This window comes from Tenacibaculum amylolyticum (assembly GCF_964511145.1).
Taxonomy (GTDB): Bacteria; Bacteroidota; Bacteroidia; order Flavobacteriales; family Flavobacteriaceae; genus Polaribacter; species Polaribacter amylolyticum.
The window spans coordinates 70320-84863 of sequence record NZ_CAZEFZ010000076.1 but is presented as its reverse complement, the minus strand read 5'-3'; the positions used below and the strand labels follow the sequence as shown (position 1 = coordinate 84863).

General features: G+C 31.0%; 7 protein-coding genes. 2 read left to right on the top strand and 5 right to left on the bottom strand.

The features are described from left to right. The first annotated feature begins 68 nt into the window (after positions 1-68). The gene (locus tag ACKTTC_RS18320) at positions 69-2480 is read left to right on the top strand and encodes an eCIS core domain-containing protein (protein WP_408041313.1); all 2412 of its coding nucleotides are present in this window, start codon (positions 69-71) and stop codon (positions 2478-2480) included. A 213-nt stretch (positions 2481-2693) separates the two neighbouring features. Continuing rightward, positions 2694-4919 (top strand): eCIS core domain-containing protein, encoded by a 2226-nt coding sequence (locus ACKTTC_RS18315; protein ID WP_408041312.1) that lies wholly within the window; start codon positions 2694-2696, stop codon positions 4917-4919. A 156-nt stretch (positions 4920-5075) separates the two neighbouring features. Here the strand turns inward: ACKTTC_RS18315 and ACKTTC_RS18310 are convergent, their stop codons facing one another. From ACKTTC_RS18310 to ACKTTC_RS18290, 5 genes are read right to left on the bottom strand one after another with little or no spacing between them, the layout of a single operon-like run. Beyond that, entirely contained in the window at positions 5076-5465 is a 390-nt protein-coding gene (locus ACKTTC_RS18310; protein WP_408041311.1) for a DUF4280 domain-containing protein, read from the bottom strand. An 11-nt stretch (positions 5466-5476) separates the two neighbouring features. After that, positions 5477-6853 carry an ATP-binding protein gene (locus tag ACKTTC_RS18305; protein WP_408041310.1) on the bottom strand — a complete coding sequence of 459 codons (1377 nt, stop codon included), beginning with the start codon at positions 6851-6853 and terminating at the stop codon, positions 5477-5479. After that, positions 6814-10557, bottom strand: coding sequence for a contractile injection system tape measure protein (locus ACKTTC_RS18300; RefSeq protein WP_408041309.1), 3744 nt, complete (start codon positions 10555-10557; stop codon positions 6814-6816). The genes ACKTTC_RS18305 and ACKTTC_RS18300 overlap by 40 nt, the downstream gene beginning before the upstream one ends. Then, the gene (locus ACKTTC_RS18295; protein ID WP_408041308.1) at positions 10550-13756 is read right to left on the bottom strand and encodes a hypothetical protein; all 3207 of its coding nucleotides are present in this window, start codon (positions 13754-13756) and stop codon (positions 10550-10552) included. The genes ACKTTC_RS18300 and ACKTTC_RS18295 overlap by 8 nt, the downstream gene beginning before the upstream one ends. 17 nt (positions 13757-13773) lie before the next feature. Continuing rightward, positions 13774-14529 carry a hypothetical protein gene (locus tag ACKTTC_RS18290; protein ID WP_408041307.1) on the bottom strand — a complete coding sequence of 252 codons (756 nt, stop codon included), beginning with the start codon at positions 14527-14529 and terminating at the stop codon, positions 13774-13776. Positions 14530-14544 lie beyond the last annotated feature (15 nt).

Sequence of the window (14544 nt, the reverse complement as noted above, 5' to 3'; positions counted from 1 at the left end):
TATTTTCCATTTTAGAAGTTTGTACAGGATTTTCTATTACCTTTATAATGAAATATGAGTCTCCCATTATGAGTATATACCAACAAGAAACTTCAAATAAAGAAGTTAATACTACTTCTGAACAAAAAGGAACGCAAACAGCACAATTAAAAGACAACCGTACTACTTCATTAAAACAGGAAAACATACAAGAAAAATTAGATAGTAGTAAAAAGGTAGCTCAACAAAAGAAAAAAGCAACTGCTATTTCTAATATTCCTATACAACGTATGGAGAATAAAACAGGATTGCCAGATCAATTGAAGTCGGGAATAGAAAGTTTATCTGGGTTAGATATGAGTGATACACGTGTGCATTACAATTCATCGGCGCCTGCACAATTACAAGCTCATGCTTTTGCTCAAGGAAATAATATTCATATAGCTCCAGGACAAGAACAACATTTACCACATGAAGCATGGCACGTAGTACAGCAAAAACAAGGACGTGTAAAAGCTACCAAACAGTTAAAGGGAAAAACTCCATTAAATGATGATGCTGGTTTAGAGCGAGAAGCGGATATTATGGGAGCTAAAGCTATGCAGTTAAAATCAGCTACTGAAGAAAAAACATTGAAATCGACTCCGGTTTCTACAACTACGAAAGGACCAGTACAAAGATACACAGCGAAGAAAGACAAGAATAGTGAGAGTATATATAATGTTTCAGGGACAGAAAAATTTGTTATAGGCTTAGGGTATCCAAATCATGAACTATATGTTAAAAATCCTCAGGTTTTAAATGGATTAAATGAGAGGGTTTCAGAAGGTTTTATAAAATTCGTAGCATCTGAAGAACCGAAGAATTTCAAATTTGCAGATAGCAATGTAGGGTACTATAAAGTTAGCCCGAGTTTTAATTTAGATGATAAGAAAAAAGTAGAAGACAGCGCACCAGACGATGCTGAAACAACTGAAAATCGATTGTTTAAAGGAATAAAGAAAGGAAATATAGATAATATAAGACTTCCAGAAGATTCTGAAACTAGTGATGATGAAGTCGTTACAAAATACACTACTAATGTAGGTACAGCTAAAAAAATGTATAAACTAAGAATGTTAGCAGAAGCAACAAGAAAGAGTATTGTACAAATGGATTATCAAGATCATGACATAGACGATTTAAAAGCAGGTTATATTCCTTTGTTTTTTCGAATTGTTGAGTATGTTAATGAAGAATCAGTTAATGATTATATGCAACGTTATGAATTACATACAAATGGAGAAGATGGTGTAAGAGGATCTGGAGAATATAATGAAGCAATTAATGCAATAATGGCTTCTAAAACTAAAACTAAGAAAAGTGACATTAATGAAGAGTTAGTTAGGTTTAGAGAGCTTATTCCAGGAGATTCAAATAAAGTTCTTATGGAAATTGTTAAGAATAACATTGATGAAATCACTGCTCTCCTTACTGATTTACCAAATGATGGTTCGAAAAGACAATTTATGATTGGCCATTTTAATGAACAAATGAAAGCTGTAAGAGATAAAGAAATGATGTTGGTTAGAGGTTGTGATTATGCTGCATCTACTACGATGGGAAAAACACACGGAAGTGAACTTCAAGGTTCTTTTTCTATGTTATTTCAATTGAAAAATCAAAGTAAAGAGCATCACCATTACTCAACAAAATTACTTGCAGATGGAAGTGATTTTGTAAGTATTGAAGGTTTTGCAGGAGGTTTTCAAACATTTGATAATGCATGGGAATTCTTTTTACATGGAGGAGAGGAAACTGAAACAGCATCTTTTGAGAATTATACTGTAAGCAGATATGATTTTTTCCCAGATACAAAAAGAGAATTGGCAGATATGAAAGGAGATGATAACGACGGTTTTAAAGTAACAACAACCAAAGAACTGGAAATGGATAATATAGATAAAACTGTTCGTTCATTTAATAAAGCACTACTAGACGGAGGTGCTAGAGGGTATAAAGTATCTACAAGGCAACAAGATGAAAGAGCTCATTATAATAGTATCAAAGGAGAATTATTTGTTGCAGCTAGAGCAGCAATAGAAAATATTCCAGGGAATTTTCATAAAATTAAAGACAATGGGTTTGAAAATTTCAAAGAGCGAAGCTATATGGCAGTTTTTGATATATTGAATTCTGGAAGAGATGCAGTATTAACAACTTTCCAACAACAGTTTGGGTTGTTAATGAATACTAATTTAAGGAGGCATCAAAATTATCTAGTTACTATAGCAAGATCAAAAAACTATTTAAGTAATGCATATCAATCAAATAAAAATTTTGATGAAAATGTAACAGCTTTAAAAGCTGCCTGTGATTCTCATATAGCTAGTGATGTTAACGGACTAAGAAAAAAATATGCAAGAGATAAAAAAACAAGCATTACAAATTTGAAAAATAAGGTAGATGAATTGCAAATGTATTTTGAGAATCACTTTGGTGATTTAGATAACATTACCTAGGACGTTTACACTTTTTGATGGAATTCATTTAAAATATAATACATAATCATATTTGAGATGCGATCAATTAAACCTTTTTAAAGAATATAGGTCTAATGTACCATAAAGTGAATTTTTAATTTTACATAAGGTTTTTCATTTTATATTATATTTATGTGTTAATTTTTTTATCATCTGCGAATGAATTCTTACACCCCGAAATCAGAATTTAAGATGCATTTGAATACTGATGATAATACAAGAAGTATTCAAACAGCTCAATTAAAAGACAATCGTACTGCTCAATTAAAACAAGCAAATACACAACAATTTGTGGATAATAGTCCCAAAGTTGTACAGCAAAAAGAAAAAGGAGCTGCTATTTCTAATGCTCCAGTACAACGCATGGAAAATAAAACCGGATTACCAGATCAATTAAAATCGGGTATTGAGAGTTTATCTGGTATGGATATGAGTGATACACGTGTACATTATAACTCTTCTGCTCCAGCACAATTACAAGCACATGCCTTTGCACAAGGTAATAACATTCATATTGCTCCAGGACAAGAACAGCATTTAGCACACGAAGCTTGGCACGTAGTACAGCAAAAACAAGGACGTGTAAAAGCCACCAAGCAGTTAAAAGGAAAAACGCCTGTAAACGATGATGCTGGTCTTGAAAGAGAGGCAGATATTATGGGGGCTAAGGCTATGCAAGTAAATGATAATGTAATGGAAGCCTCTCAATTAAAAGAAGTTAATACTTATTCTACACCAGTACAAAGAGTAGAGATTAAATTCATTCATAAGGAAGAATCATCAGAGGAAGCTAATGATGATGCGCTAAAGACTGAAGTTTTTGATTCTAAAAAACCTCAAGAAATCATACAATGGATTATTCAAAATCCTAAACAAATTAATACTCTTTACAGTCAAATTAAATTAGATGATGCTATTCCTGAGAAGGAACGTATTTATATTCTAAACTTATTAGATAGGCAAAAAGAAAATATTTTACCAGAAGATGTTCAAAAAAAATTACCTCTAAGAAGTACTATTTATGGTTTGGATAAAGCTCATGGAGCTAAAGGAGCTGAAAATGTTGAATTAGCATATCAACAAGGTTTTAGAGATTTTGATGCTGCTGTTCATTATCAGAAAGGAAAAACTGCCGATTTATTTAAAGATTTGAAAATTAATAACGGTATTGTAAGGATAAACTATAAATATAAGTTTAATGAATATAGACAAGCTTTCATGGACATTATAGCTCTAAGAAAAATAAAAGGCGTTTATATTCATACTATTATGTTGCATGAAATACCTGATAAGAAGGCTGAGATAGAAGAAAGTTTTTTAGATTTAAAACGTATGGGTCAAATATTTGGAGCTAAAATAGGTTTAAGTAATGTGAAGCAAATTGATGATGTTGATTTTGATGATAATTTTACCAATTTGTTACAGATAGCAAAAGAAAAAGAAATGACAATTTCATCTATTCAGAACAGGGTTAGCCCATCTGCTCCAGATGAAAGAGTTAGGCAAATAGCTAAAGAAAATGAAATGGCATATATGGGATTTGGTCTTAGTGCTTCTGAAAGCGATAATGCCACTTGTAGTATGGATGATTCTGTAAAAGTTGAAGATTACCCTATTTTAGAAGATCCTATTTTTAATAAACACATGAATCAATTAAATCTGAATGATAAGCAAAAGCAACGAGCACTTTTAGAATGGGGAAGACAGAAAGATATTAAAGTCATTTCTAGTAGTAGGGACGCTATAGGTATGTATCATATGAGAGAACCTTATGCTAGTGATTTTCTATCATTTTTAGATGTATTCGGAAGTGGTAATAAAGAATATGCTACTTCTTATTCTGTACCTGCTGAAGAAGTTGAATTATTCGCCCCATTTATACTTTTCATGCAAGAGCATAAGATATATAAAGATTTTAAGCATATACAAAAGTTGGCCTCAAATCATATTTGGAGACTATATTATAAACATTGTATTGTGGGTAAAAAAGATAATGATCTTATAAAATCTATACAAATATCCAAAGAATCAGAAGCAGCTAATATTATAGACTATGCTAGAAAAACAGGGCTTAATAATTATGAAAGTATCACCGAGTTCTCTGAAATTTTTGCGAATTACGTAAAAACAGGTGGTAAACTTCATAAAGAAAAAGCAAGTGAAGCTTTTGCATTTCCACAAACAGCAAGTTCTAGTCAAATTGTTAGCATGACGTTTTTAAATCAAACGATGAAACGAACATCATCTTTATATCTAGATGGTATTGAAAGTGCGACTGATGCTTATGTGGTAGATGAAACAACAGCTGAAGAAAAACTAGGGATTGTTAAGACGGATAGTACTGTAGAAATATACGAAGGTCATGAGAAACGAGCAACTTATAAAAAAGTAGATGATAAGAAATGGGAAAAAATGTAAGATATTTTAATATTATCTTGAGTGAAATAGATAGTGTATTGATAAATAACACTTTTTCTTTACGTTATCACGAGGAATGAAGTAATCTCTTCTTTAAAAATGATTACTTCACTCCACTATGTTTTATTTGTAACGACTTAATAGCCTCTTAAAAAACTAAGAAGGTGTTACATCTTCTTCTCCAGCATCTGAAAAAGAAATAGAACCTAACCATAAACATTTACAAGTACTTCCATCATCTAATACATTCATATTATTAATAAAAACATCTGAAATTCCAGGAGTCCAAGGAGTTACTGTACTTGGTATACAAGGTGCCGTTGTTTCTGCTCCGCTACTTGCAGCAATAACTGCAGATACAGTAGGATTGGTAGTAGAAGAACATTCTCCAAAAGACATGATATTTACTAGTGGAATATAATCTTCTATTGTTGCTGCGGGTTGACTATCAGCATTTACTTCGTTTATAGGTAATACGGTAAATGTTGAAGAAGCAGATCCAAAAGAACAAGATAAAGAGGCTCCGTTACATGCTAAGTTTCCCATAGTATATAGTTTTAATTAAATATTTTATTTGATTTTTGATATTCTCTTTTAATGCCTGTCATAATATTGGCATAGTTAATTTTCTTTTCACCACTATTAGCAGCTTTAATAGCGCAATAACGCAATACGTTAATCATTTCACCACCAGATAATTCGTATTTTTCTGCAATCGTATCTAGTACGGCAACGCCTTCTTCAATTTCAAAAGTAGTGGCAAACATATTCTCTAATAAAACCTTACGCTCTTTGTATTTAGGTTTGGTGAAATTAATGGTGTTCTGAAAACGTCTTAAGAAAGCTTCATCAATATTTGTTTGTAAATTGGTAGCTAAAACTACTAAACCATCAAAGCTTTCTATACGTTGTAGCAAATAAGCAACTTCCTGATTGGCATGTCTGTCGTTAGAAGTATTGGTATCTGTTCGTTTGCTAAAAAGTGCATCTGCTTCATCAAAAAATAGAATCCATCCTTTAGAGGCTGCTTTATCAAATAATTGTCCGAGATTTTTTTCGGTTTCCCCAATATATTTTGAAACAATGGCTGATAAATCTACTCTAAATACAGGTGTTTGAATAGATTTCCCTAATAAAGTAGCTGCTAGTGTTTTTCCAGTTCCGGGAGGTCCATAAAACAATACTCGATATCCTGGTTTTAAGGTTTTATCTAACTGCCAATCATTCAAAATTAAATAACTATGTTTTAGCCATTCTCTTACTTCTAGTAACTGATTTTTAATACTTGATTCTAACACTAAATCTTTCCATTCCATTTTTGTAGTAATTTCCGTAGCAGGAAATTTTGAATTGTATTTAGGAACGAATTTTTTGTTGGTAATAAAAAGACTTAAAAATTCTTCAGATAATTGTAAAGGTTCACGTAATTCTACGGGGTGTTTTTGTGCAGTTAAAATACCTTCACTGTACAATTTATTATGTTCGTACAGTAAATGCATAAAGTCCATTCGTATAGTAATGTCATCTGCACCTCCTAATAAAAAACATACTGTTTCTAAGGTAGGAATGAAACCACGACTTCCTTCATTTTTAACACCTCCAAATTCTGAGAATTCGGCATCAATACTTTTATTTTTTAATAGAAATAAATCTAAAATTTGTGGTTTAATATATCTGGCTAAAGCTGTAATTAAAATTAATCGCTCTTCAAAAGTAAACGAGTGTTTTTGTAATATTTGAGCGTAACCAGAAATATCATTTTCAACAATAACTGGCATAGTTAGTTCTTTAATACTCGTGTACTGTGTTTCATTTTTAAAGTACAAAGCAAGACCAACATCTATAATAGATTCTAGCCAAGCAATATCATTTTGAAGTGTTGCTAGTTTCGGGTTTACGTTCTCCATAATACTTCTATTGATTTTTCCATCCATTTTAATCTCAATTGTCCAATAGACCAAGGAATTTGATCTAACAGCATGTCATATGATTTTTGTTCTACAACCATTACAAACTTTTTTTCTTCTTCAACAATACTTGCAGGTCGAGTTAAAAAAGCAACTCGTAAACCTTCTACAGAAGTATTTCCTAAAGCACTCCAGTGGTTTATAATAGCTTCTAATAAACTGTCTATTAAAGACATTTCTTCCGAAGTTAAAGGAACTACAGGACCTAAAGGTTCGTGGATATTTATATCGCAAATAATTTTGTTAAGTAATAACACATGCTCTTCAGGATCTGTATTTCCTGTTGCTGCATATTGTAAAACATATAGAGCTTTTTGTTTTGCAGCATCGTCTTTAAATATTTTGTTTTCAGTAAGTCCCATACGTTCAAATAGCATTGGTATGTAAGGACCTAAAAGCACAATTCCTGCATTTTCAATAAATACAGTTCCTTCTATAGTTTCTTTTTCAATTACAATTGGAATTTCTTCTGCTAGATCTTGTTCTTTTTGCTTTTTTTCTTCTTCAATAAGCTGCACTACATTTTCTGAAATTTCCTTCGAAATTGTATTGTTAGGAAGTATAGCTTCAGCAATTAAAGAGTTTATAGTATTGGTATTTTGTATTGTATTAATGCTATTTAAAATAAGAATACTCCATTCGTTAATAGACCAACTGTGAGTCGAGTTAATGGCTATTTTCACTAAGAATCGATCTACAAAATACAACCATATAGCTTCGTATGTTTGTGCTGTAATTCGTTTTCTGAATTTTTTAAACATATCGAAAATAGTTTGAAGCTGTGTTTGCTCTTCACTAGAAATTAACTCTTGTAATAATGCTTTTTGATCTCGTAAGTTGAGTTGTTGTAATAAATTTCGCCTAAAAGAAATACGTTTTAGATAAAAGCGAATTTCTTGTGGTTTGTTTTTATAAATGGAAGTAATCTGTTTTAAGATATCTTCTGAATTTTTGATTGCTACAATTGATTTCCACGAACCACCAGTATCAATTTTTTGTAATGTTTCTTCGAATTGAAACTTAGGTGTTATTACTTGATCGGTTAACCATTGTTTTACCTTTTTTAGATGTGCTACGGAATTAGTATTTGCTTGTATTCTTTCTAATAAAATAGCATGCAATTGTGCTTTATTAAACTTTAAACTATTGCTTAGTTCATTTAGTAAAAACTGTGTTATAACAACAGAATCAAAAGAGTTGTTTTTATGCAATGATTGAAGCAATGTATATCTGAATTCTTTTTGTTGTTGTGGGGCAATATGTAGTACACTGGCTAGATCTTTTGTTAGGAATACTTCAAAAAGATGTTTAATTGCAAGTACAGGTTTTTCTAAAGGAGTTGTAATTTGAGTAATGAATGTTTCATACAATGCATTATCCATACGATCTATAGCTGTTTTTTGGAAAGATGACTTTTTAAACCACTTTATAAATTGTTCAGGATACTGTTGTAATACTATATGCATTGCTTTTCGTAAGGAAACCTTTGTTGTTTCTATAGTCCACCAAGGTAAATTTCCTTTAGAAAAAAAGTAAGCAACCACATCTAAAGCATATTGATCGTTTTCTTCTGTAATTGTTTGTATAGTAGTTTCTGAACTAGCTGCTTGTTGTAACAACGCTATGAGAAATTGAGGAATTTGTATATGAGTAGCTGTTTGTTGTACATATTCGATGATTGCTTTAGGTTGAACAGCATGTCGTTCAGAAAATGTATGTAGCAACGTTGTAATATCTGTAACTAAAGATGTTTGCGTACGATTGAAAAATAAACTTTTAAGCGTAGTTAAAAATTGCTGTAATGCAGCATCAGAAATAATTTGTTGAGGATTACGGTTGGTTTCTGATGGCTTTTTTTCTAAAGTTGTTTTTTCTAATAATTCTCTTACAAATGCAATTGCTTTTACAATATCATTTGAAATAGTTAAGGATTGTAATATTTGAATTACTTCAATAAAAATAGCAGCAATTTGCACTTCTTTTTTTTGCAATTCGATGAATCGTTGTGTAATCCAATCGATTAAATGTTTTTGAGAATAATTATGATTCTTAGCAACAACAGCTAGCAAAGCAATTACAAATTTATACGAATTAGTATTGTAATTTTTGATTGCTAAATCTGCTTGATATTGACTAAATGAAACTATTTTTTGCTTTGTGTAATAAGTATATAATTGTTGAGAATATGCGTTAAATTCATCAGAATGTGCAGTACTAATGTTAGTGTTTTCCTTTGCATCTTTTAAAAATTCTTCAACAAACGAAATAAGAAACGAATTTGAAGGTACTTGTATCTCTTGTGTGTAAATATTTAGAATTTGAATAAACTCAAGATCTAAAACTTGCGATTCTATAATTTCAAAAAGTAATGCCTTAAGAGGTGTTTCTTTTGTTTTTTGAAGTGCTATATAAGTCTTTAAAGAAATATACCCCAGTTTGGTTTCTAGTATTTGTAATACTTTAGAATTAATAGAGTTTTGAACAGCAATTGTTTTCAGTTTTGAAAAAAAGTTGCTAAAAATCTGTAGAGTAGGATCGTTTGTTTGTTCTACAATATATGTTAACAGAGATAATGGTAAACGATCTATAAAAACAATATCGTGCGTGTTTTTGTTTCGAATGTGTTCTCGTAAGATTGCATGAAACTTGACAGGCTCACGTTTTATAAATGTTTTTAACTGACTAGAAAAAAGATAGATAGAAGAAAGTTTACTTGAAGATGGAAGTGCATTATATTGCAGATAATATTGAAATATGCTTGCAAAATCACTCGTTTCTTGTTGTGTTATTGTCTTAGTTTTAGCATTCAATTCTTCTTCTAACTGCGTTACTATTTTACTGAAATTGGGTGCATTTTGCAGCGATGTTTTTTTAGATCCCTCAGCAATTCTTTTTAATAAGTTTTTATAGGTTACATTATACTTAGCTGCTACTTTTTGAATAATGTATTTTAAAAAGTTTTTTTGATTGGTATAGCTCGTAACTTGCGTGAAAACATATGCTAGAATAATATCCCAAATAGCATCTCTAAAATAACTTTGAGTTGTAGCTACCAGTTTATGCTGTTTCTGATGTACAATAATATCTTTTCGAGATTGGTTGATATATGGAGCTTCATCACTTTTTAAAGCAATCACAATTTGTTCTAGAGATGTATCTTGTAATTGTGTTATAAGTCGTTTTCGAATAGTTTCTTTTCGTCCTTCTTGTTTTAAGATTTTTATGACTTGCTCTTTATCATGTTGTAAGGCTTCAATTAATAAAGTAGCTGGATTTTCACTAGAAGGTACATCCCATTGTAAGTAACCATTTTTAAGGAAAAACAGCAGTTTATCTATTTGTGTTTTATGAATAAGTTTCCTATTTCCTTTAAGTAAAGTTCCGTTATACTTATTACTTTGAAAAAATTGTGTGAAAGCTTCTTCTATTTTATATCCTAATTCTCTGTCGAAATTTCCAGGTGCAATGGTTCCTAAATCTAGTACAATTTCATCATAAGTATCTAAATATTCAGGAGAATGGAAAGAGTCCATTACTTTTTGTAAAATTCCTTGGATACTATGTTCTTGTAGTTGACTTATTTTTGATTGATATGCATAACTTTTTGTTGAATCGTCTAATTCAATTTCATATTGTTGACTTTTTATGATATGTGTTTGTTCTTTACTCACGTTGTAAGCGTTGTAATAATAAAACTAATTCGTAAGCATAGAAATGAAGTCGTTCTTTCTCTGAATAATCAGGAGTTTCTAATTGAAATAACTCTAACCATTTAAAGTAAAGTAACTCGAAATTTTGCATTTCTCTAAAATGCAACCAGTGTAAGTTTGATACAATATGAACTGGGATTTCTTCGTATACGGTATTCTCAAAAACTCGTTTAAAGTTTTCATTTTGGAAACGAACTGGCCAAGATGGAAGTACAATACTCATTTGAAAAGAGAAAAATTGTTCATCTACAGGATGCGTTCCGTAGTAAACATAACATTTTGCAATTTCTTCAATTGCTTCCTTTGTTGTATGTGAAGCAATTTGTTGCAAAGAAGTAATTACAGCTTGAACTTTGTTCGCAGTCTTGTATGTATCTTTTGAAACAGCTAGAACATCGCCATCTGCAGCACGTATTGCCAAACGAAAACCTGTAGCTTCTGTGAGCGTATCGTAGCGTAATTCATCTGTAGCTAAATCTAAGGCTAGTGTGTCTAAAATTTCATCTCGCCTTGCAAAATGAATTTTATGATAATGCGTAAGTACTACAGATAAAGAATCATCTAATAAAGAAAAATCAATTTCAAAACCAAAAGCACTATCTAAATAATCAGGTAAAAGTAAAACGTGTTCTAAAACTAAAAAACCTTCGCTTTGTTGATTAATAGTAAGTAAATAATTTATAGACTTATCTATCGCTTTTTGAGCATCTTCTCTAGTATCTGCAATATGTACAATGTTCGATTTTTTTGTGCCTTTTTTATGAAGTACATAGTATTGTTCTATGGAATCATCTTCTTCTTGTAATTCTTCTTTTAGTTCCTCAAGAATTTCGTCGAAAGTTTCTTCGTCTTCTAAAATTTCATCTATTACGTCTTTCTCTGTTTCTACATCATCTTCATCTAATTCTTCTTTTAATTCCTCAAGGATTTCTTCAAAAGCTTGCTCGTCCTCTAAAATTTCGTCTGTTACACTTTTTTGTGAACTTTCATCAGTTTGCGTTTGGTCTTCATTTAAAGCCGTGACATCACTTTTTGTATCCTCAGCAGCTATTTCGTGTTCTGAAGTTTCTTCGCCTTCTTCCTGTGGTTCTTCATTTTGATTTTCATAAGCCTCTTTTGGATTTGTTGCTTTTACAATTGAATAACGATTTTCTTGAATACCGTATTTTAATACATCGTTTAATAAGCTATCTTCATCTCCTGCATAATGCATGGTTTCATACAAACGATCTTCAGTAGTTTCGTTTTTAATTGTATAATTTATTTCATCAATTTCTATGTGTTCTTCAGGAGTGTCTATCTCAATCTCTTGAACAATAATATTAATTTCTTCATTTTGTGAATGAATCGTTATACCTGAAGCTTCTATGGCTTTGGTAAATGTTCCAATTTGTAGATCTTGAATTCCTGTAAGAATAGCTATTTTTTTAAAGACGCCTGTTAGAGGTTGTTTTAAAAGAATTTCATTTTCTGACGGAAAATTATCGTAATCTGCAGCTTTAGATCGATGATAACTAATGGCTCCATAATCTCGAATTAATTGTTGTTTTGAAGCTAATAAATGTTTTTTAAAACGTTCTTCAGGTACCAGATTTCCATAACTGGTATTATTAATTTTTATTAAAGAATACGTTTGAAAAGCTTCTGCATATCGCGCTAATAATTGATCTGCTACTTGGTTCAAACGTTCTGAAGCATTATTGTCAAAGAATGTATTCAAATCATTCGTCACCATTTCCCAATACCGTTCTGTTTCTTCAATACTTAAATTCGTATCAGGTGGCTGTACTAAGTGTAATAATTCTTTTACATCTGGAATGCTATTGGTAAAATAAGTTGCATGTTGATTTCCATGAATATCAAATAGCGTATAAATATTAGAAAGTTGTGCTAAAAAGTTAATTATTAACTGATCAAATGGTAATAAATACGCTTGTAATTGCTTTACCTGTGCTTGTCTTAATGGTGCTGCGTTTCCACTAATTCCACGATCTCCTACACCATAAATTTCTGGTAATTGTTTTCGAATAGGAAAGTAGTAATTAATGTCTTGCAAAACTCCTTTCGGAATTAAAATAGTATTGGAAGAATTAGAGGCCGCTTTAAATTTACTGGCAACTAATGCTTGAATAAATGAGAGTTGTTTTTTGGTTTGTGCTAAATCTGGATAAAAAGTAACATCGGAGTTTTGAAATACCAACTTTTCATTAGAAGTGGGGAAAAGTACTCTGGCTGTCATGTTTTTAGGAATTCTGAAACGATCTCTAATTACATGTGACTGCTGTGTTTTTGGGTTGATATAACTTAAAGAGAAACTATTAATGTTAATAACACCTGAGATTTTTGAAATGATTTTAATGATTTCTGAAATCTCAATAATTTCCAGAGGATCTTTTAAGTTTTCCTCACGGATAAAACCATTTGCTAAATACGGACCGTTAAAAATATCGTTAACACTAATTTCTTCTTCTTGTAATTGACTTAAAGAGTAATAACTTACTTCTGGAGCTAAGTAATCATTTACTTGATGTAAAATATTAGCAAGTACTTCTTCACCATCTACAGTATCAGATAATACAATTCGTAACTCAATAACCAATGCTAAAGGTTTGTATACTTCTATATCGTATAGCCCTTCGCATAGATTTCTGTGTTGTTCGTATATCTGTTTAATTTGTGTTTTAATTTCATCATTTTCTTTTTGCTCTAGCTCAGGATGAACATGATATTGGTACTTTTCTACATATACATGTAATAATCCTTTAATGTTATTTAATTCTTTTTCATAATTATCTACAGGATAAATCCAAACGTTCTTAATATTTTGTATTTGGTCTATCCAGATTTTTCTATAGTCTTTAAAAGTAACAGGATTGGTTGTTAAAATATCTGAAGCAATAAAGAGTCCGTTATCTCCAGAATCTAAAGTTGATTGCTTTGAAGATTGTAAAATATCTGCTACAGGCAATTTTGTTTTATATGCTAATTCTGTAATAGCATACGATATATTTTCAAGTAATGTAACTCCAGGATCGTGCTCATTATAATCTGTCCATACATCGCCACTTAATCTTTGAAGTAGTTCTAATACCTCTTGATGTAGTTCTTCATATAAACTATCTCCTTTTTTCTTTTTAGAAATATATCCTTTATTCTCCATCTACAAATAAACTGTCATTAATCATTAAATAAAGTTTCCATATTAGTATCCCATAATTTGGAAATATGGTACTTGATTTTTAACCCTGGTCCATAATTAGAGCGAGTTTTTAATTGTAGTGAATAATTATAAGTAGAACCTGTAAATCGGATAGCTATTTTGTTCCAACACCAACCATAATACGCTTGTGTTTTTCTAATTTTATGACGCGACCTTCCAAAAGTACTCAAGGCATGAGCATGTAATAAAGCATAACGTCCTTTTTTCTTTTTACCAACTTGTGCCATAATTTCAAAAGCAACACAACCATCTAAACCAGTGACAATATTATGCCATTGTCCATCAGCAGGAACTGTTCCTATTTTATAAGTACCAATACGTGTATCTACTCCTAAAGTACCTGCTACTTCTAAAGTAGTTTTAGGTTTTTGAGTTCCAATACCAACATTTCCAGATTTTTGAAAGGTAAGTACATTGGTATGTTCTGTTTTTGTAATTGGAGTAATTACAGAAAGTGATTTATCGTCTTCTTGATTTAAAGAAACACTCCATTGTGCTAATTCATCTTCTACGTTTTGGTAAACACTAATTACTTTATCAGATTCTTTTCCTTCTGGAGAAAGGATTAATCCATCTTCTTCAGTTTTAGAAATACCATCGTCTACTTTGTTTACCATAGAGTCTATCAAACTAAAGAAATTGCTTTCTTTGGGTCTTGCTCCAGCGGTAAATAATACTTTAAGACTTTGCCTGTTTAATAACTTTATTTTCAATGTTTTTATATTTAG

Excerpts from the sequence above, each read along its gene's own strand:
- ACKTTC_RS18320 (WP_408041313.1), top strand. The coding sequence starts at position 69 with ATGAGTATATACCAACAAGAAACTTCAAATAAAGAAGTTAATACTACT.
- ACKTTC_RS18315 (WP_408041312.1), top strand. The coding sequence starts at position 2,694 with ATGCATTTGAATACTGATGATAATACAAGAAGTATTCAAACAGCTCAA.
- ACKTTC_RS18310 (WP_408041311.1), bottom strand. The coding sequence starts at position 5,465 with ATGGGAAACTTAGCATGTAACGGAGCCTCTTTATCTTGTTCTTTTGGA.
- ACKTTC_RS18305 (WP_408041310.1), bottom strand. The coding sequence starts at position 6,853 with ATGGATGGAAAAATCAATAGAAGTATTATGGAGAACGTAAACCCGAAA.
- ACKTTC_RS18295 (WP_408041308.1), bottom strand. The coding sequence starts at position 13,756 with ATGGAGAATAAAGGATATATTTCTAAAAAGAAAAAAGGAGATAGTTTA.